The sequence below is a fragment of the Bacteroides faecis genome (genome assembly GCF_020091505.1).
Taxonomy (GTDB): Bacteria; Bacteroidota; Bacteroidia; order Bacteroidales; family Bacteroidaceae; genus Bacteroides; species Bacteroides faecis.
In genome coordinates, this window is record NZ_CP081916.1 from 3230720 (window position 1) to 3252117 (window position 21398).

Consider the following 21398-nt stretch of genomic DNA (forward strand, 5'->3'; position numbering starts at 1 on the left):
TTAAAATGGCATAAGTCTAAGTGTTGTTATTTGATTTTTATTAATCCATTCTCTTTGTCATATTTTAGCTGATAGCTATGTCCTTTTACAGTCTTGAACGAGATTGTTTTATCAGCATACTTCACGGTACAATTCTGTCCTGCCTTAGATAGGAGGGTAGCTTCTTTCAAGAGTCCGTCTTTCCATATAATACCTATCTCGAAATTTCCTTTGGCGCATACACCTTGAATTGAACCGTCTTTCCACGCATCCGGCAGGGCAGGCAGTAATTGGATGAATCCCATATGGCTCTGCAATAGCATTTCTGTAATACCGGCTGTGCCACCAAAGTTTCCGTCAATCTGGAAAGGAGGATGTGTATCCCATAAATTATCCATTGTTCCGTTCTTCAACAGATTGCCAAAAAGGGTATAAGCGTGGTTTCCATCTTGCAAGCGTGCCCATTGGTTCAGCTTCCATCCCATACTCCAACCGGTAGCTCCGTCACCACGATGTACCAATACTACTTTAGCAGCTTCTGCCAGTTCGGGAGTAGTGACAGGAGAAACGGTATGCCCCGGATGTAAGCCGAACAGATGGTTTACATGGCGGTGTTCATCTTTCGGGTCATCAATATCAACCGACCATTCCATTAACTGACCATAGCGTCCTATTTTATAAGGGGTGAGATTGGCAAGTACATGTTCCCATTGCTTACGCTCTTTTTTGTCTATTCCCAGTTCTTTACTTGCTTTGATGGCATCCAATAGGATTTCACGGATTACTGCGTGCACAAATGTAGCTCCCTGATCAATCGGACCGTGCTCCGGTGAAGTAGATGGCGCAGCTGTATATGTGCCGTCGGGCTTATGCCATAGATAATCAACTGCAAAATTCGCACTGCTCTTAATCAGTTCATATCCGGTTTCTTTCAGAAATTTCAGATTTTGGGTGTAATCATAATATTCCCAGACATGGGTTGCCAGCCAGGGACCTGCCATCGGATTAAAATTCCATGACATATCCTGACTTTCCAATGGGGTAGTAAAGCCGAAGATGTTGGCGGAGATAGATGCTGTCCATCCTCTTGCACCAAAATAAGACTGAGCGGTCTTTTCCCCCGGTTTCACTAAGGTGCGGATAAAATCGATTAACGGAAGCATACACTCATCCAGGTTTGTAGAGCAGGCCGGCCAGTAGTTCATTTGGATATTAATGTTGTTATGATAATCCACACGCCAAGGCCCGTCTATGTTGTTATGCCAGATACCTTGCAGGTTGGCGGGCATATTGCCCGGTCGTGAACTGGCTATCAGCAGATAGCGTCCGAACTGATAATAGAGTTTTTCCAAGTAGTAGTCCGGCTGTCCTTTCCGATAGTTTTTTAGTCGTTGTTCTGTCGGCAGATTTGCAGTTTTCACTGTAGGATTCAACTCCAGTTTCACCCGGTTGAACAAAGCGGCGTAGTCTTTATAATGCTCGTCCAGTAAGTTGGTATATCCTTTGGCTACTGCATCCTCCATCCATTGCTGCGTTGTTTCAAGTGGATTAACACCGACATATGTTTTAGGATCGGTGAAGTCCGGTGCGAAATTCATTTTATAATCGGTATCAGCAGTGACATAGAACACCGCTTCATCTGCGTCCTTTATTGTAAGTTTTCCATCTGAATTATTCAAAGTTCCGCCTTTCACTGTAGCTTGGATACGCACTGCATATTTCATTCCGTTGTTCTCCAGAAAAGCAGAATAAACAAGACCGTTACTGCCATCAATAGCGATTTGTCCGGTAGACATCGGATTGGGTGCATAACTGAAAATTAGATTCTGCTTACCTGGTTGGTCGGCACTGAAACGCATGACCATTACATTGGCAGGATAAGAAATAAAATAGTTGCGTTGATAAGCCACATTGTCTTTTTTGAATTGGACTACTGCCATTGCCGAGTCCAGCGACAAGATGCGTTTGTATTCGCTCATCTTTACTGTGTTCAATCCGGTTTCTATATAGAACTCCCCCATGGTGGTGAAATTACCGAAGCGGAAAGGCTTTTCTCCGGAATATTCATAAGGAACTTCACTGTTGAAATTCTCCCGTGTCAGCTTTTCTGCTTTCTGCTGGTCTCCCTCTATAAACGCTTTCCGTATTTCATCCAATATATGAGCCGACTGTTTGTTCACATTCCAATAATAATCCGCTCCCTTCGCTGTGTTAGGACCGCCACGCCAGAGTGTTTTCTCATTAAAAGTAATACGCTCCGCTTCTACTGAACCCAGAATATTGGCACCAATACTTCCGTTGCCGATAGGCAATGATTGTGATTCCCAACTGGTGTCTGATTTTCTACCGTGCCAGATTGCTTGTCCTTCCAAAGTGTTAGGGGTATCAAACCAAATAGAAAGTCCTTTAGTGTATTCTATACTTTCTGCATGTCCCGTAAGGAATGTAAATAAAATACAAAATAGAAACGAGCATTTTTTTCTCATCGTCGTTGTGTTTTTATTAATATTAGGTGTATAATGGAAAATATATTAGATGTCGGTCTTGTGACTCACCGCAAAAATAGTAAAAAAACGACTATCTCCTAAAAAAAATATTATTCTTTTCCATTTTGCTCTGGGTTTCGTTCTATATAGTATCTGATTCTTTCGGACCAGGGCTTGTTTTCGAGTGGAAACACATTAGACCGTTCCGCCCATTTATTCCACTTGATTTCCAGCTTTTTTACTAGTTTTGGATACTGGGCAGACAGGTCTTTCGTTTCAAACGGATCGGTCGATAACTCTATTAATTCCCATGGCTCATTCCGGCTGCCACGTACTAGTTTCCAGTGGTCGGAAATAATGGCGCAGTAGCTCTGATGCTCAAAAAACAGATCTCTGCCTGTGTTCTTGAACAGGCTGAAGCGGATACCATTTTCGGCGAGATTATTTATGTTGGGAGTCTGGATTTCACTTCCGTAACAACCTAGGTCGGAAAAGCCCATATCGTCGCATAAAATCAATACAATGTTAGGAGGAGTACTTGACTGGGCTTTTATGCAGGTGAAGCCTGCTCCTAATAAAAATGAAGTATATAATATTCTATTCATATTATTGCAATTTTAATAAGTTTGTGTTTATCCTATTTATAATGTGGTGATTATTCAAAATCACTCTGCTGTTTCTCTACTTCTCTCAGTTTCAGACGGTTTAATTCCTGTTGCAATTCACGGACACGCTTCTCGCAATCGGATGAAACGGTACTGGCTTTTTCATTGGTACGTCTGTCTGTTGATTGAGCTTGTATCATTTCTTCTTTATTCGTGATCAGAGTATATTCTGAGGGGAAAGTGTGGATAACCAGTTCGCTTGAAACCGGTGTATGTTTGCCTTGCCATACCACTGATGTACGAATCTTAATTTCTCCCGGTGTGGTGGTAGATCTTACAAGTACCGGAGCAGTTCCCCAGAGAACCGGACGGGGATTGGTAAAGGTTGCTTCGTCGGCAACAAGTTGCCCCTGCCCTTCAATTTCAAACTTTACTTCGTAATTGTTTAAACGTTTGATATTTCCGTTTTCATCTGCGATAGCTGCTATTACAGTCACGATGTCCGAACCGTCCGCTTTCATTTGTACTTTTTCATCGTCTGCCCAAAGTAATAATTTTGCAGGACGACGCGCAGGAGTTACTTTGTGTGTTGCAACCACCTTTCCATCCATTATTCCTTCTGCCAAGAGATAGGAATCTGCCTGTTTCCCTTTTCGCGCCAGCTTTTTGTCATACATGACATCAAAGACATCTTTGAATGTGATGATTGGCGAAGGCATGCCGGCTTCATTTACCGGCTTATGATAAGTATATTGTTTGCCTCCTTTACAATATGTAAGACGCACTTCGTCGCAGTTACTATATATTGTCACCTCTTTCGGAGAGAAAGGAGTCATGGCGTTGGCTATGTAAACCATCGGTCCGCTATCCGCTATCAGTCCTTTGTTGGGTTCGGCAGGACGCTGGGAATAGAACATATAATAAGATAGCTTAGGCTGTCGGAAAGCATCCATGATTCCTCCGTAGAATGGATCGGGGTGATACCCCCTCTGGTGGTCGAATGAATGCCAGAGGCAACCGCCCATATGCTGTCTGGGAGTTCTGTATAGTGCATCATAACTGGTGAGTTGATAGTCATTTTTGGCATATCCTTGTGCCTGTATCAACATGGGTACTTCTCCCCAGCCACGGTTGGCCCGACTGGGTGAGTTATGAGAATTCCAGTCGTCTACATTATCTCCCCATTCCCGGGTATAATAGCTGATTTTCGGGTCCAGAGATTCGGTATTAAAGGCTCCCCCGCCTCCATTTATAGGATGGGTAAAGTGGATTGGGAAGTATTCATGTCCTCTTGCAGTAACATCACATCCTGCATAACAATAGGGATACGGATATTCTTCGTTGAGAATATCCACTACATTCTTGGCAAAATCCGCAGGATACCAGGTTTCGTTCAATATAGGTTCCCACATCCATACACACGGATGATTCCGGTCTCGGCGTACCATATTACGGATATCACTAAATACCCGTTGAGCAAAAATCGGTTCGTCATTCCAGAACTGCCACCCCGGTGTGTTGACTATAACAAACAGTCCCAGTTCATCACAGGCATCCATAAATGCAGGGTCTTGTGGATAATGGGCATTACGGATGACACGCAAACCGGCATCACGTAGTTTTTTTGCATCGCGCCAGTGAAGGCTGTTAGGTAAAGCATTGCCTATTACAGCGTAGTCCTGATGGCGGTTTGCCCCAATGAGAGGATAAGGATAAGGCTTTCCGTTCAGCCAGAAACCGTCTTTACCTTTGAATTCAACGCTGCGAATGCCAATACGTCGGTAATATCCGTCAATAATGTTTTCGGCTCTATCTTTCACATAAACATGGAGCTTATAAAGGTAAGGGCTGTCGGGCGACCAAAGATGTGGTGTTTCTATGGTTGCCTTGCATGAAGATTGTTTGGCTTTCCCATTATTTACCGACAAATTAGTTTCTTTCGAAAGGACACGATTGTCGTTGCGGTCATAAAGTTCATAGACGATTTTTCCGCTGAATGACTTTTCTGAATTATTGCGTATATGGGCATCCAGTTTTAATAATGCTGATTGCTCGGATACTTTGTCAAAGGAGACAAACAATCCCCCTCCGGCAGTTTCATTTTCATAATTGGGATCGGTGATGAATACATGATTGTGGACTATCATCCAGCAATCCCGGTAAATACCTCCAAAGTAAGCAAAGTCGAGTGCATCTTGCGGTTTTCCGGGAGGATAGGAGGGATCATCGCTGTTATCCGCGCATACGGCAATCACATTATCCTCGCCATAGTTCAGATACGGAGTAACATCTACGATAACAGGCAGAAAACCGCCGAAGTGTTCTTTTAGTAATTTTCCGTTCACCCATATTTTCGACTTTCCCATAATGGCTTCGAAATGGAGGAACTGTTGTTTTCCCTTCCAGCTTTGTTCCGGAGTAAAGTGCTTGCGATACCAGACTTCGCCTTGATAATTGATGCATCCGCTTGCTTCTGTAGGCAGGTATTCTATGCCGTCGGGCAAGGATACGACATCCCAGCTTTTGTCATTAAATCCAGATTGCTCCGCTCCTTTGATGTTTCCTTTATGAAAGCGCCAGGCGGGATTCATACTATATATTGTACGTCCTGTGTTGGATAGTGAATAAAAGCCGGCTGTAGAGTAAGATGGTTGGTAGTTGTCTGCATAAGTTCCTGTTTTTCCGGCTAGCATCAGGCAGATGAGCACCGTTTTCCAGAAGATGAGGGGGTGTTTCATAATTCTTAGAGTTTACTTGATTGAGTTTTTTCTCGTATTAATAATTAGGTTATTTTGTTTTGCTATAGAACTTTGTCTGGGCAAGGTACAAATTTTCCCGTACTTCTAAACATTGGACGCTAAGCTTTATTCTTTCTTAAATATTTGCCTGGTTCGTTTGACAGTCTTTTATTATATGCGGGTGGCTTTGCACGGTAGTTAAAGAAGAAGTATTGCAGAAGTTGTAATTATCCTTATTTCCCTTTTTAGGATAATATATATTGTTGTTATCCAGTCTTTTGCAATAACTTCTTCTTCTTCGTTTTTTAATTTTCTACTCTATATTGTCAGATCCTTCATCGGCCTGGAGGGGCCATCCCGGATTCTGATAAATAATAGAAGTATTCAGATCATTAGGATTGGAGGTAGTAATTCTGAAGTGCGTGATAGCGATAGGATTCAGATAATGCGCTTCACACCATGAGTATCCTGCATCGTACATGAGATTATTTGTCTTCACAGTGCGGTAAGGGCATAGATATTTACCACTATTCACATAGCTTGAGACATTGGAAGTTTGTCCTTCCGTCCCTTCTTGTACCAGAAGATTTTTTCCATCCTGCATGTACTGATCCTTTAAATCGGATTCCCATATGTTAACTCCTTGAATTACAAAATGCTTAACTTGGTCCAGTGCTCTCCAGCGTTTCAAATCCAGCATGCGCAGACCTTCCGCCAGCAATTCACAACGCCGTTCACGACGGATATTGTATAATAGAGGAGAGACTTGCTTACCTGCCGAATATGCTGCCCAGTCAAGTTCTTTGGAGAGATCGGTATTGTTCACTGTTACTGTGTAGTCTCTCGGCAATCCGGCTCTTTCACGAAGATCTCCCCAATATCCTGCTGCCTCCGAACCTATGGAAGTGCCGTTATGTTCCATACAGTCAGCTTCGATGTAGTTGAGATAGGCCTCGGCTACACGATATACCGGACAACCTTCAATCGCTGTATTACCATCACGATACCAGTTTCCTGAGAGTCCTTTACGGACCTGATAGCCTGTTACACATCTCTTTTCCGTTATATCCAAAAGTCCTGGAACCTCCGGAAGCAAATCAGGAGTACCATTCATCACATATTCGGACTAAGAGTTTCACCTGGTGTCATCAGAAACAGTTGTAAACGTAAGTCCCTGTTTTTACGTACATCCAATAATGACTTGTCTCCTTTGTACTGGTCGGTTGTATAGATCGGTTTGCCATCACGACAAAGGAAACTTTCTACATATTGCCGGGTAAATCCGGTATTTCCGCCGACACGGATATAGAAAGGAGCTGAATGTACAATTTTATAATCGAGCAGATTATATGCACGCCACAATAATATTTCTGAATATCCTTCCAGGCTATTCGCTGAGAACTGAGCAAAATAGGGGTTACTCATTTTATATTTATCTTCGTCCGTTTTAACTGTTTCATCCATGCAATCTTTCGCTGTATTCTGCATCAAAGCTGCGTTGCCGATTACCTCTTTAGCTGCCTCTTTGGCTTCTTTCAGGAAGAATGCAATTTCCGTGTCGATATTGAAGTCTGCAATGTCCTCTGCTTTTCCCGGCCATCCGCTACCACCCGGTACTAAGGCGGTACCTCTGTGATAAGTCAGCCAGGAGGCTTCGAACAGGGCTGCTCTGGATTTCAATAACAAGGCAGCATTTTTTGTGATTCGGTTCTTGCCACCGGATATATTATTGGTCAGTAAACCGATTGTCTGATCCAAGTCTTCTAAAATAAAGCGTGCTACTTTATGCCGGGGTTCCCGTTTGCTGGCCTGAGTCAGAGGTTCATTTTCATCCGGTAATGTGTTTTTTATAATCGGGAAGTCACCGAAAGTCTCCAGTTTTGACAAGTAATTCTTGGCACGAAGAAAATACATTTCACCAATATAGTGTTTGATGTTTACTTCCGAACCTTCTATCTCTCCTTTTTCAAAACGGGGAACGACTGTTTCGATAAAATAATTAGCTTCACGAATGGCTGCAAAATGCCACGGATCGTTGCTTGCAGGGTTATCATAAGCTTCCGGAACTTTCCATTGACCGGGAATCCATTTCTTATCGTAGTTAGTGGCGGCCTGATTATCAGTTGCATTATCATTTTTCCAGATACCGGCATTAAATCCCTCATGAGTCGTGAAGTTGTAATGCTTTACAGCATAGGCAGCCAAGTCATTTTCGGTAAAGAAAAAGTTGTCCGGGGTTACACTGTCCAAAGGTTCTCTATCCAGAAAATCGTTGCAAGAAGTGAGTATAAAGCTTCCCCCTGTCAGCAAAAATAAGTATTTAATTATCTTTTTCATATGTCATCAATTAAAAGTTAACACTAAATCCTGTGGAGAAAGTATGAGACAGCGGATAAGTCTTTCCCGAACTGTTCGATCCGTCCTTCGCTCCATAACCGGTATTAATCGTTTCCGGGTCAAATCCTTCGGGCAGTCCCGTAAGGGTGAACAAATTTTCTCCAGAGAAGAAGACCCGTAAGTTGGAAATACCAATTTTACGAGTAATCTGGGCAGGTATGGTATATCCTATCTGCAGATTCTTCAACCGTATATAGGCAGCATTCTGAAGATAGCGGGTTTGCGTCTTTTGATTTTTAGCAAAATTGTCAACCAATATACGCGGGAAATAGGCATTCTTGTTAGCGCTCCAGAAATCATCACCTTCCTCGCGGAAGAAATCAAGATGAGAAGTAAAGCAAGCCGACTGCCAGATACCCCCTGTGGCTCCCCAAAACATATTGTCGTTCAGCCAGGCATCACGTTTCGCCACTCCCTGAAAGAATAAACGTACATCAAAACCTTTCCAGGATGCATTTAGATCCAGTCCAAACCGGAACCGTGGAGAAGTATTACCGATGACCTTTTTGTCACCCGGATCGTTAAGGGTAGCTCCATCGGAAATCTTACCGTCGCCATTCAGGTCCCGATACATGATATCACCAGCGCCCCAGTTAGTTCCCAATGCATCCTGTCCACCTTTCGGAAGTGAAGCAAGATGAGCATCCATTTCCTCCTGACTCTTGGTTATGCCAATTGTTTCAAATCCCCATATATCACCGTTATATTTACTGACATACCAAGTAGCTATTTTGCCTGTAGTATTAGGATATTTCAAGATTTTCTGACGGTCATCGGAAAGTAACAGGTGTACTCCGTAATCAAAATCTTTAATACGATCTCTCCATCCCAAATCTAATTCAAAACCGGTAGACTGCATATCTGCATTGTTCATTTTAGGTACATTCGCCCCTAAAGTTACGGGAAGTTCGGGAGCCGGTCCTACCATATTAATCGTCTTTCGGTTGAACCAGTCGAAGCTTACGGTCAGGCGGTTATTCAACATACCTAAGTCAAAGCCTATATTCCATGACCGCATGGTTTCCCAGCCTAATAACGCTGAAATCAAATCCGGTGCATTCGCTGTGTTGGGGCGACTGTTGCTGATTAGCCAATGGGAATTAGGATCTTGAGCAACAAACTTCATTAACTGGATATACGGATATAGATTTTCCGTATTCTGGTTGCCCAGCTCTCCCCAAGAACCACGGATTTTTAGAGTATTGATGATATTGCCGGTAGATTCCATGAATGCCTCACGTGCCACATTCCATCCGGCAGAGAAGGAAGGGAACAAGTTCCAGCGTTTATCTTTTGCAAAACGTGAAGTTCCGTCATACCGGAGATTAACCTCCAACAGATACCGTTCTTTATAATCATAATTGAGTCGACCGAAGAACCCGGCTGTAGCCCAATGTGTCAGTTTGGATTTATCGATTGTCGATTCACCCGTAGCCGCATTAATATTAGGAACAGATTCTGAAATCAAGTCCAATTTGGACGCCTGTAACTGCCGCCATTTATTCACTTCGGCTTGGAAACCGACCATTCCTTTCAGATGGTGTGCATCGGCGAATGATCTGCTGTATTCACTGTATATGTTTGCATTGAAATAATTGGTACGCTCAGCCCCTTCGGTAACTTTCGATAGTATATTAAAAAAATACTACCCGATTCTTTGTGCGTATGGAAATAGGTTTGTGGACTATGAAGAGTCGAAAGAGATAGCTGGAGACGCTATTTTATGGCTGTGGGAACATCGCGAGACGCTTCAGGTCAAGACTTCTTTGGGCAGATATTTACTCAAATCAGTTTACCATAGATCTCTTAATTGTATAAAGCAAAGGCAACTGAAGAACCATGCTGATACTATGTTTTATGAAGAGATGGAAAAACTGATACATGACGTGGAGGCATACCAGTTTCAGGAACTTTCGAAAAGAGTGAAAGAGGCCATAGAGGCATTGCTTGCTTCCTATCGGGAGGCTTTTGTTATGCATCGTTTTACAAAAAAAAGCTATAAAGAAATAGCTGAGGATTCCGGGGTTTCAATAAAAACAATTGCTTACCGTATACAACAGGCAACAAAATTGCTTCGTAAAGATCTTGCAGATTTACTAACTACTATAATTGTTTGTATTATGTCGATAGTTCGTTGACTGTTGAACTTATTTTTCCGGCCGCAGACGCAGAAAAAAAGAACTTTCTTCAAAAAAGAATATTTAATTAATCAGAGAATGCTGTGATTGTATCGCAGATAAATAAAGAATAGAAAATCGCCTGCATTTGCTAAAATGAAAATCATCCTTTCTTTTATTTAAAGAATAAGCTGAATATATTGCTATGCTTTTACTTCTTTTAGCTGTCATTTGAATAATGAAATCTCTGGTAGATAGACATTGTGCTTAACTTAGTCTTTTCGGTATTTATGATTAACCAGTACGAAAACAATTTGCATATTGTTGCACTTATTTATGCATTTTTATTCTCTGTTTTGTTACTTTTAGTGCAACTGTATTTTGGATGTTATCTTAAAAATAGAACATTATTGTTTAGTAGTATATACCATGCTTGAAGTTGAATAGTGTCTCTCGAATGACGGAAAGTTATGTAAGAAGTAAAAGGAAGGTGTGTTGTATCCTCATTATTTGAATTAAAAAGTCATTTGCAGACAGAAAGATTCTCTGTATCTTTGCCGTCATGGCAGAAAGAAGTGAATTACATCCAAGAAACAAGCACAATGGGCAGTATGATTTTTCTCTATTGACGGAAAATTGTCCATCATTAAAGAAGTTTGTGCAGCTTAATCCTTATGGAAAACAAACAATAAATTTTTTCAATCCACAGGCGGTGAAAGCTTTAAACAAAGCGTTGCTAGTGACTCATTATGGTATCCGCTATTGGGATATTCCCAAGAACTATTTGTGTCCACCTATCCCTGGACGTGCAGACTATATTCATTATATTGCTGATTTGATTGATCCCGAAGGAGTAAATATGATGGTAAAAGAAGAATGTGACGACCAGCCAAGGAGACAGTGTAGATGTCTGGATATCGGTGTGGGTGCAAACTGTATTTATCCTATTATCGGGCATGTTGAGTATGGATGGACATTTGTGGGGTCTGATATTGATCCGCTATCTATAGAAAATGCACGAAAGATAGTGACTTGTAATCCTGTACTAGCGCATAAGATTGATTTGCGACTTCAGAAAGACAACCGGAAGATTTTTGATGGAATCATCGCTCCCGATGAATATTTTGATGTGACGATTTGCAATCCTCCATTCCATAGTTCGAGAGAAGAAGCGGAAGATGGGACATTACGTAAATTAAGTAGTCTGAAAGGGGAAACAGTAAAGAAAGCCAAACTGAATTTCGGTGGAAATGCGAATGAACTTTGGTGTGAGGGTGGAGAATTACGTTTTCTGCTGAATATGATTTCCGAGAGTCAGAAATACCGGGTAAATTGTGGATGGTTTACGAGTTTGGTTTCTAAAGAGAAGAATCTGGATAAACTATATGCTAAACTGAAAGTTGTACACGCATCGGAATATAAGATTATTCGAATGTATCAGGGTACGAAAAGTAGCAGAATATTAGCTTGGCGATTTGGGAAATAGAAAACTTTTTCTGGAATATTATCCGTTGAGGGATTGGCTTTTAGTCAATCCCTTATTTGTGTGTACACTCCTGGAATCAGATAGGTTGTTTTTAAAAAGAAAAATATGGTCTCTAATAAGATTCTAATAGGATTCTAACTATTCTCTAACAGGCCCTCCGAAAGAAGCCGTCTATCTTTGCGTCCGAAAATTCGGTTACTAACTTAACTTATGTTTGATTATGATGATGAAGAGAGAGTTACACATGTTCTTTGTTTGCAGTTTATTGTTTTTTACCGCATGTGGGAATAAGCAGGAATCAGAGCAAAAAAGTGGTTGTCGTATAGAAGGTGATACAGTCTATGTAACAGACCATTTCTTACTTGAAAAAATCAAAGTATCAGAGACAGAATCGGAACCCTATTCCAAGAAAGTGATAACATCCGGTATGGTACGTCCCATTCCTACCCGTTATGCTTACGTTGCTCCTCCATTTGCAGGGAGGGTCACAAAATCTTATGTACGAATCGGACAACCGGTACATCAGGGGACACCTTTATTTGAAATCAGTTCTCCTGACTTTACTTCCGCACAGAAAGAATATTTTCAGGCAGTTTCATCGAGGGAACTAGCGAAAAAAGACTTGAAACGTAAAGAAGACCTGATAAAGAATGGCGTCAGTTCACAGAAGGAACTGGAAGAAGCCCAGAATGCTTTATTGATAGCGGATAAGGAGTTTGAGAATGCTTCAGCCGCATTACGGGTATATCAAGTGGACAATCTTGGGGAAATGATATTAGGGCAGCCGTTGATTGTTCGTTCTCCTATTTCCGGTGTCGTGATCAAGGATAATATCGTTACGGGCCAGTATCTGAAGGATGATACGGAGCCGATAGCTATCGTTGCTGATTTGTCGGAGGTCTGGATTACAGCTCAGGTAAAGGAAAAAGATATCCGGTTTATAAATGAAGGCAGCAGTTTGGATATAGAAATTTCAGCATTACCCGGTACGGTTATTAAAGGTAATGTATATCACGTAGAGGAGGCGGTAGATGAAGAAACCCGTTCCATTCAGGTGCTTTCGGTCTGCGATAATTCGGGCGGACATTTGAAATTGGGCATGTATACTACTATGCATTTCCTGAGTGCTCCGGTCGAACAAATTCAAATTCCGGAAAAAGCATTATTACAGGGCGAAAAGGATAGTTATGTATTTGTGCAGATTGCTCCGGCAATTTTTGTACGGACGTCGGTGATGGTGGAGACAACAGAAAACGGAATAGCTGTAATTAGCCAAGGACTGTGTCCCGGAGATAAGATAATCAGTGAGGGAGGATATTATTTAAAATAAGAAATTATGAAGAAGGAATTAATGCTTTCAATTATACAGAAAAGATGGGTAATGCTTTGCTTGTTTGTGGTGATGTGTATCTTTGGATATTACTCATGGAAACAGCTTTCGATAGAGGCTTATCCGGATATTGCAGATGTCACTTCTCAAGTTGTCACTCAGGTGCCCGGGCTTGCTGCGGAAGAGGTGGAGCAACAGATTACTATTCCGTTGGAACGGGCCATTAATGGTCTGCCTGGTATGCACGTCATGCGAAGTAAAAGCACGTTCGGACTGTCGATGATTACCATTGTCTTTAAAGACGGGACAGAAGATTATTGGAGTCGCCAGCGTGTACAGGAAAGGTTGAATGAAGTAGAACTACCCTATGGAGCTACTTCGGGACTTGATCCGCTGACATCCCCTGTGGGAGAAGTGTACCGTTATATCGTGGAAAGTGACCAACATTCATTACGTGAATTAACCGATCTTCAGAACTGGGTAATTATTCCGCGTATCAAAGAAGTGTCGGGAGTAGCCGATGTGACTAATTTCGGCGGTATCACAACTCAGTTTCAGGTTGAAATAGACCCTTCCAAATTGGAACAATATAATTTATCTCTCAAACAGGTTATTGAAGCTATTGAAAATAACAATGCCAATGTAGGGGGGAGTGTGTTGAATCGTGGCGATCTGGGTTATGTGGTCCGGGGAATCGGATTGATCGGGAACTTGGATGACTTGGGGCATATTGTAGTGAGTACCACTTCCGGAGTTCCTGTCTTTCTGAATGACATCGGTTCCTTGAAATATGGAAATCTTGAAAGAAAGGGAGTTTTGGGGTATACAGACCGTACCCGCGACTATTCTGAAAGTCTGGAAGGAATCGTACTTCTTCTGAAACATGAGAATCCGTCTAAAGTATTGGAAGCTGTTCATACGGCGGTTGATGAATTAAATAATGAAACATTGCCGGAAGGAGCAAAGATACACACTTTTCTGGATCGTACCGATTTGGTGGACACTACTTTGAGCACTGTGTCTCATACCTTGTTGATGGGGATGGGTTTGGTAGTTCTGGTGCTTATATTGTTTCTGGGTAACTGGCGTGGCGCATTATTGGTTTCTATAACGATTCCTGTATCGTTACTTATCGCTTTTATTCTTATGCATCTGACGGATATTCCGGCTAATCTTCTGTCGCTTGGCGCTATTGATTTCGGTATTATCGTAGACGGCGCTATTGTTATGCTGGAAACGATCCTCAAGAAACGTGAAGATAATCCAGAACAATACCTTGAAGAAAAAAGCATCGCACAGCGTGCCAAAGAAGTGGGACGTCCTATTCTTTTCTCGACCATCGTTATTATTACGGCATATCTTCCGCTATTTGCCTTTGAACGTGTAGAACGCAAGCTTTTCACCCCAATGGCATTTACGATGAGTTATGCGATGGTTGGAGCACTTTTGGTTGCACTCTTATTGATTCCGGGACTTGCCTATGCCATATATCGTAAACCACGTAAGATATATAAGAATAAATGGCTGGATAAACTAAAAGATGAATATACTTGTATCGTTACTGGAATTTTGGAAACACCCTCAAAGGTCATTATGTCATCAAGCCTGGTCTTGGTAGGAGGCATAGTATTGAGTGCCGTTGTAGGAAAAGACTTTCTTCCGGAGTTGGATGAAGGTTCAATTTGGCTGCAAGTTAATTTGCCACCCGGAATTTCAGTAGAAAAGTCACGGGAGTTGTCCGATACCTTGCGTGCCCGTACAATGAAGTACTCCGAAGTTACCTATATGATGGTACAAGCAGGAAGAAATGATGACGGAACCGACCCGTTCACTCCTTCTCACTTTGAGGTATCTATCGGCATTAAGCCTTATGGGGAATGGCCGAAGGGAAAAACTAAAAAAGATTTGATTAACGAACTGGAGGAAGAATACAAGTCACTTTCAGGTTTTAAAGTCGGTTTCAGCCAGCCTATGATAGATGGGGTGATGGATAAAATAGCCGGGGCCCATAGTGAACTGGTAGTGAAAGTATATGGCGAAGATTTTCGTGAAACACGCCGTATTGCTGAAGAAATAACCCGGGTGTTGGGGACTGTGAAAGGTGCTGTCGATCTGGATATTGATCAGGAACCGCCTTTGCCGCAGTTACAGATTAGTATGAATCGTGATGCCATAGCCCGTTATGGCTTAAATGTATCTGATGTGGCGGATCTGATTGAAGTGGCTATCGGAGGTAAGGCGATTGCACAACTTTATCAGGATGACCGCCAGTATGACATCACTTGTAAGTATAAAGAAGAGGCGCGGAATACTCCGGAGAAAATAGCCGGACTTATGTTGACTTCTTCCACCGGTGCTAAAATTCCTCTTTCCCAGGTAGCTGATGTCAGATTGAGTCTTGGGGAGAGTACGATAACCCGGGAAATGAACAGACGGCATCTGACGGTAAAGCTGAATCTGCGTGGTCGTGATCTGGCGTCTTTTCTGAACGAAGCCCAAGCGACGATCAATGAGAATGTACATTATGACAAGAATAAATATACTGTCAAATGGGGTGGTGCTTTCGAAAATCAGAAGCGGGCTTATACACGTCTCTCCGTCATTATACCACTGACACTGGTGGGGATGTTTATACTGCTTTATGCCACGTTCGGAAAATTCCGGCAGGCGGGACTGGTATTATCTATTGTCCCTTTAGCACTTTTCGGAGGTATGCTTGCTCTTAATGTGCGTGGTATGACGCTGAATGTATCTTCTGCTGTAGGATTTATAGCGATGTTCGGACTTTCCATACAAAATGGAATTATCATGGTATCGCAGATCAATGGATTACGTATAAAAGGTATGGAACTCCGGAAATCGGTCATAGAAGGAGCGCGTCAACGTTTCCGCCCTATTCTGATGACTTCGGTTACTACGATACTCGGGCTTTTTCCGGCTTCGTTGGCAACAGGAATCGGTAGTGACGTACAGCGTCCGCTGGCAACAGTGATTGTATATGGATTGATGTTTTCAACACTTGTTTCCATGTTTCTGCTTCCGGCTTTCTATTATTTGGTTGAGAACAATGTTTTAAATAAAAAGAAGAACGATGAAAAAGAATATACGTTATAATGTGCTGCTTCTGTTGTTAGTTGTGGAAGTTGCGCTTATTCCGGCTTTTGCTCAAATGGCAGAAGTAAAGCCGGCTCAGTCTATTTCTTTCGAAGAATATCTGAATAGGGTAGGAAAAAATAATCTGAGTTATTTAGCTGAAAAACTCAATGTAAGTATAGCTGATGCAGAAGTGGTTGCCCGGAAAATATTCCCGGACCCTGAATTGGAGTTTGAAGCGGGTAATGAGACTTTTTCTTTGGGAGTTTCTTATTCATTAGAACTGGGAAATAAAAGAGGGGCACGTATTAAGTTGGCACGGACCCAGGCGGAGTTGGAAAGACTTGTTTTGCAACAAGGCTTTCAGGATTTGAGGGCGGAAGCTGCCGATCTTTTTCTAGATGCAATTCTTCAGCGCAACTTGCTTGAAGTACAAAAAAGTTCTTATGAGTATATGTATCAGCTGAGTCAGTCAGATAGTTTGCGTTATGTTTCGGGAGAGATTACCGAGAATGATGTCCGACAGTCAAAACTGGAGGCTCTTACTTTGCTTAATGCTGTTTACAGTCAGGAAGCAGTCTATCATTCTGCTCTGATTCAGTTGAATAAACACATGGGAATGGCTGCTGATACACTTCATGTTCCTTTGGGAAATTGGGAGAAGTTGAGCAGAGACTTTGCCCTGTCTGATCTGGTCGAAGCAGGACTAAATAATCGTATCGACCTGCTTGTCGCTCAAAAGAGCACGGAACTTACTACCGGGGAATATAAACTGACGAAAGCGGAACGAAAACCTAATATCGGAGTTTCGGTTTCTTATGAAAGAGACTGGAAAGGTTTTCTTCCTCCGGCTCGCTCTACTACTGCAGGTGTCTCCATTCCTCTGACATTCTCGAATATTAATAAAGGAGCTGTAAAAGCTGCAAAATTCCGAATTGCCCAGTCGGAAATAATGGAAAGAGACATGGAATTGCAGATACAGGCAGAGATAGCTCAGGCTTGGTTTTATTATGAGGCTGAGAAGAAAAAGGTGGCTCAATATAGAGCCGGGGTACTTGAAGATTCGCAGAAGGTACTCAATGGCATGGTATATAAATACAAACGGGGAGAAACAAGTATTCTCGATGTACTGGTTGCCCAGCGTACTTACAACGAGGTGCAACAGGAGTATCTGGAAACAATGAAAGGGTATGCTGCTTCGTTAGTGGCACTGGAAAAAGCATGCGGTATATGGGATATACGTTTTTGAGCGTTGAATAATCTGACTTTGCTGCTGGAAGAAGCAGCAAAGTCAGATATATACACTTGCCAGTCAGCAGCTTCGTTTTTTGTGCTAAATCATTGTGTGATATTCCTCTTGCTTTTTTTTAGGAAGCTTTTTGATCACTTCTTCCACTGAATGGTCAATCAGTTCTTTGATAAGTTTATCATCCAGATCGCTTTCCAGATAGATACTTATCCAATATTTTTTATCGGAGTGATGCCCGAAAAAGATACCGTTATACTTCTCCATTAGCTCTGTAGATTTTTCAGGGTCACATTTCATATTAGCCCAAAACTCCCCATTCTTAGGTCGCAATCCTGTATAGGTAAACATCTTTCCCATCACTTTAAATACTAAGGTATCTTCGTCAAACGGCATACACTCTGTCGCCCCTTTTACAGACAGGCAATATTCTCTCAACTCTTCGATATTCATGATATTATCTCTAATGTATTTTCAAAAGACAAATATACCCATTTAAGTTTATCCGCTAATCTGTTTCCAAAACTTTAATCCGTAGTACTGTGTCATTTTGACGAGACAGGGCAGTGCTTAATTACTTTTGATTATGTATCTTTGCCGTTGCAAGAGCAGATGTCCTTGATTTATATACCGATAAATAGAATATGATGGAAGCGAAGTATATCACCCTGACTAAAGAAAATATAGAAAAAGAACACATTTGCTGTGCTTTCTCCGATAAGAAATGCAAGGACAGCTATGAGCTGAAAAAAGCATGGCTGAAAAAAGAGTTTGATAATGGTTATATTTTCAGACGGCTTGATGAGCGGGCAAAAGTGTTTATAGAGTACGTCCCTGCCGAAAAGGCGTGGATTCCTGTGACTGCTCCTAATTACTTGATGATAAACTGCTTTTGGGTATCGGGACAATATAAAGGACACGGACATGCTAAAGCACTACTACAATCCGCCATTGATGACGCCAGGGCGCAGGGGAAAGAGGGGTTGGTTACGGTAGTTGGTACATCAAAGTTTCATTTTATGAGCGATGCGAAATGGCTGTTACGGCAAGGATTCGAAACAGTCGAAAAACTTCCTTATGGGTTCAGCCTTCTGGCTCTGAAGATAAATCCGGCGGCTCCCGATCCAGCTTTTAAAGATTGTATATTAAGTGGAGTATGTGCGGATAAAGAAGGAGTAGTGGTTTACTATACACATCGTTGTCCGTTTGCAGAATTTCATGTTCGTAATTCGTTGGTGAATGTCGCTGAAAGTAAAGGTATTCCATTGAAAATAATTAGATTAGAGACGATGGAACAGGCACAGGATGCTCCTACACCAGCCACTATATTCAGTCTTTTCTATAATGGGAAATTCGTCACGACTGACTTAAGTGCATGCATTGACAAGCGGTTTGATAAAGCGTTAGGACTCTAATCTCTTATATTTTAGTATATGTTGTTTTTATTCAGTACTTTCGTGGTGTCTCCATAGGATGTGCGGATTCGGCTGAAAATTAAACTTTTATGGGGTTGCGCAAATGGTGATGAGTCAGTAAATTATAGTTTTACAATCACTAATGTTTCTTATTTCACTTCATTCCAATATATTCAATTCTTGCATTTTATAAAACTATGTTTTATTTTTGGGGAATAAAATTATTGGGATTATAATGAAAGGTATTCACTTGGTTGTTTGTGTTTGTTTGTTTTTATTTGTGTTTAACCAGTTCCTTTTTGCCGACAAAACTATGGAAAGTGATTCACTATATACCTATAAGTATATAAATGGGATCTATATGTCAGAGCCTGAACGTGCTTTAAATTTGTTGGAAGGTGCTGAAAGTAAAAAGACTCTGCCTCTGCGTATTATAAATGAATTACGCAGTAAGGCTTATCGTAATATGTATATGACTAAATTAGCTTTTGTGTATGCAAGGAAGTCATATTTATTAGATTCCATATCTCAGAAAGATCCTAAGCATTTGCTGAAGATGACAGTTGATTTGGCAGAACTGGCTCTGTTGATGAGTGATCATAAAGAGAGTATGAGATACGCTCTTGGTGGTCTTAAATTGGCACAAAAAGAGAAAGATAAAGGAGCGGAGGGTAAGTTGCTGTTTTGTATTGGTGAAAATAAATGGCAATTATCTTTCAAGGAAGAGGCGTATGATTATTTTGACAAAGCTATCAAACAGCTTCAAGGTGCGGAAACCAAATTGGAAATGGCTATGCTTTCATACTTCTATGGGATGAAAATGGATTATCTGCTAAATGATTCCCGGACTGAAGAAGCATTGGAGGTGGGGCTGAAACGTGAAAAACTGCTGAAAAGTATAGCTCGATTACCTGAAAAAAATGAAGCCTTTCTGGATTTGCAATATACTTATTTGTATGCTAAAATGTCATATATTTGCTATCTGGAAGGAGAGTATGAACAGGCTGAAAAATATTACCAGCAGTATTTGTCTACAAAGAATGCATATACCCCTGATGGTCAAACCTATGGAATCCCTTATCTGTTGAAATCGAAACAATATCGGAAAGTAGTAGATCGATGCCAGGATTTTAAGAAGCTTATGCAGCAGCAGCAGGATACTGTTAACTTACAGTATATTAGTATTCTTCAAAAAGAAGTAAAAGCTTATTTAGGACTGAAGGATTTTGAAAAAGTAGCCGCTTTGCGTGAGTCTATTATATCTATTACTGATAGTGTAAATAGTAAGGATAAACAAAATGCAGCTTTGGAATTAGACGCTATTTATAAGGCTACTGAGCAGGAGGAATATATCGCCGAACAGACTTTTCAGCTAAGAGTCAGAAACATATCACTTGCGTTTTTGGGATGCATTACTTTTCTGACATTATTTATGTTATGGCGGATATGGCGGCATAGCACGATAGTCAAGTATAAGAACAAAATGCTGGCGAAGTTTATTAATGAAAAACTGGCTCGGAAAGAAGACGCTGATGAATTATTGATAGAGGAGGAAACTGAAGATCCGGTAGTTGTTCCGTTGGACTTGGAACCAGACGAGGAATCATCAGAGAAAATTGATTTGTCTTTAGATGAAGTTTCCGAAAACCATGATGAAGAAGAGGCTGAGAATAAGAAAATTTTCAAAGACTTGAATCGTATCGTGGTTCAGGATCAATTGTATCTTTCTCCGGAACTGTCAAGAGAGGATCTGGCTCAGATTGTACACTTGAACAATGCGCGCTTTGCCCGGATGATAAAGGAAAATACCGGAACCAATTTCAATGGATATGTTAACGAACTTCGTATTAACTATGCAATTAAATTATTGAAACGGCATCCCAATTATACCATTCGTGCGATAGCCGATGAAGCCGGGTTTAATAGTACGCCTATTTTGTATAGTATGTTTAAGAAAAAAATGGGTATGACTCCCTATGAATTTAAGAAAGCGCAGGAGTCCTTAGGTTGATTTTGGCTTTTTCGTTAAACAAATTTCCGTTTTCCCGGTTTATTCTAACAATAAACTTAAATATAAACGGAAATGGTGCAAGTTAGGATAAAGCGAGTGTACGAAGACTTTTCAGAGACAGATGGATATCGGGTGCTGGTAGATAAGCTATGGCCGCGCGGAATTAAAAAAGAATGGTTGAAGTACGACTACTGGGCAAAAGATATAACGCCTTCCGCTGCATTGCGCAATTGGTTTCATGAGGATATTCCGGGACACTGGAATGACTTTGTTGTGATGTATCAAAAAGAACTGGAAGCCTCTCAGGCTGTTGCCGATTTTCTGACTCTTATCAAACCTCATCCGGTGGTGACTTTGCTTTATGCGTCCAAGGAACCGGTGTACAATCATGCCCGAATCCTTCGTGATTATCTGGAAATACATCTGAAAGAGTGAAATTAAAGTAATTTTTATCTCTTTCCGCTTTCAGTCGTTCACTCAATTTCCTACCTTTGT

The 21398-nt window shown here is 41.3% G+C and carries 15 protein-coding genes; 8 read left to right on the forward strand and 7 right to left on the reverse strand.

Features of this window, described 5'->3' with window-relative positions; all coding sequences use genetic code 11:
• Nucleotides 1-26: 26 nt before the first annotated feature.
• The 6 genes from K6V30_RS12410 to K6V30_RS12435 form a co-directional block, all read right to left on the reverse strand.
• Nucleotides 27-2465 (reverse strand): glycosyl hydrolase family 95 catalytic domain-containing protein, encoded by a 2439-nt coding sequence (locus K6V30_RS12410; RefSeq protein WP_010537371.1) that lies wholly within the window; start codon nt 2463-2465, stop codon nt 27-29.
• A 110-nt stretch (nt 2466-2575) separates the two neighbouring features.
• Nucleotides 2576-3070 (reverse strand): sulfatase-like hydrolase/transferase, encoded by a 495-nt coding sequence (locus tag K6V30_RS12415; RefSeq protein ID WP_010537372.1) that lies wholly within the window; start codon nt 3068-3070, stop codon nt 2576-2578.
• A 50-nt stretch (nt 3071-3120) separates the two neighbouring features.
• Entirely contained in the window at nt 3121-5808 is a 2688-nt protein-coding gene (locus tag K6V30_RS12420) for a glycoside hydrolase family 2 protein (protein ID WP_081030855.1), read from the reverse strand.
• A gap of 313 nt (nt 5809-6121) precedes the next feature.
• Nucleotides 6122-6922: a RagB/SusD family nutrient uptake outer membrane protein gene (locus K6V30_RS25485; protein WP_022300797.1), complete on the reverse strand. Its 801-nt coding sequence runs from the start codon at nt 6920-6922 to the stop codon at nt 6122-6124.
• On the reverse strand, nt 6922-8145 hold the full coding sequence (locus tag K6V30_RS25490) for a RagB/SusD family nutrient uptake outer membrane protein (RefSeq protein ID WP_022300796.1): 1224 nt from the start codon (nt 8143-8145) through the stop codon (nt 6922-6924). The genes K6V30_RS25485 and K6V30_RS25490 overlap by 1 nt, the downstream gene beginning before the upstream one ends.
• 10 nt (nt 8146-8155) lie before the next feature.
• Nucleotides 8156-9838 carry a SusC/RagA family TonB-linked outer membrane protein gene (locus tag K6V30_RS12435; protein WP_081030856.1) on the reverse strand — a complete coding sequence of 561 codons (1683 nt, stop codon included), beginning with the start codon at nt 9836-9838 and terminating at the stop codon, nt 8156-8158.
• Here K6V30_RS12435 and K6V30_RS12440 point away from each other — a divergent pair.
• The 5 genes from K6V30_RS12440 to K6V30_RS12460 all read left to right on the forward strand — a co-directional run bounded on the left by K6V30_RS12440 (nt 9801) and on the right by K6V30_RS12460 (nt 17480).
• Nucleotides 9801-10343 carry an RNA polymerase sigma-70 factor gene (locus K6V30_RS12440; protein WP_055269899.1) on the forward strand — a complete coding sequence of 181 codons (543 nt, stop codon included), beginning with the start codon at nt 9801-9803 and terminating at the stop codon, nt 10341-10343. The two genes, K6V30_RS12435 and K6V30_RS12440, sit on opposite strands and share 38 nt — an antisense overlap.
• Before the next feature lie 541 nt (nt 10344-10884).
• Nucleotides 10885-11808, forward strand: coding sequence for a 23S rRNA (adenine(1618)-N(6))-methyltransferase RlmF (rlmF, locus tag K6V30_RS12445; RefSeq protein WP_055269901.1), 924 nt, complete (start codon nt 10885-10887; stop codon nt 11806-11808).
• A gap of 220 nt (nt 11809-12028) precedes the next feature.
• Nucleotides 12029-13138: an efflux RND transporter periplasmic adaptor subunit gene (locus tag K6V30_RS12450; protein WP_055269902.1), complete on the forward strand. Its 1110-nt coding sequence runs from the start codon at nt 12029-12031 to the stop codon at nt 13136-13138.
• A 6-nt stretch (nt 13139-13144) separates the two neighbouring features.
• Nucleotides 13145-16252, forward strand: coding sequence for an efflux RND transporter permease subunit (locus K6V30_RS12455; protein ID WP_055269904.1), 3108 nt, complete (start codon nt 13145-13147; stop codon nt 16250-16252).
• Nucleotides 16230-17480, forward strand: coding sequence for a TolC family protein (locus K6V30_RS12460; RefSeq protein ID WP_010537379.1), 1251 nt, complete (start codon nt 16230-16232; stop codon nt 17478-17480). The genes K6V30_RS12455 and K6V30_RS12460 overlap by 23 nt, the downstream gene beginning before the upstream one ends.
• Nucleotides 17481-17564: 84 nt before the next feature.
• Here the strand turns inward: K6V30_RS12460 and K6V30_RS12465 are convergent, their stop codons facing one another.
• Nucleotides 17565-17930 carry an MmcQ/YjbR family DNA-binding protein gene (locus K6V30_RS12465; protein WP_010537380.1) on the reverse strand — a complete coding sequence of 122 codons (366 nt, stop codon included), beginning with the start codon at nt 17928-17930 and terminating at the stop codon, nt 17565-17567.
• A 194-nt stretch (nt 17931-18124) separates the two neighbouring features.
• On the opposite strand from K6V30_RS12465, the gene K6V30_RS12470 reads away from it, so the two are divergent.
• The 3 genes from K6V30_RS12470 (at nt 18125) to K6V30_RS12480 (ending at nt 21338) form a co-directional block, all read left to right on the forward strand.
• The gene (locus K6V30_RS12470) at nt 18125-18892 is read left to right on the forward strand and encodes a GNAT family N-acetyltransferase (protein WP_029425451.1); all 768 of its coding nucleotides are present in this window, start codon (nt 18125-18127) and stop codon (nt 18890-18892) included.
• A 235-nt stretch (nt 18893-19127) separates the two neighbouring features.
• Nucleotides 19128-20903, forward strand: coding sequence for a helix-turn-helix domain-containing protein (locus K6V30_RS12475; RefSeq protein ID WP_055269906.1), 1776 nt, complete (start codon nt 19128-19130; stop codon nt 20901-20903).
• Nucleotides 20904-20975: 72 nt separating this feature from the next.
• On the forward strand, nt 20976-21338 hold the full coding sequence (locus K6V30_RS12480; RefSeq protein ID WP_029425452.1) for a DUF488 domain-containing protein: 363 nt from the start codon (nt 20976-20978) through the stop codon (nt 21336-21338).
• The last annotated feature ends 60 nt before the right edge of the window (nt 21339-21398 follow it).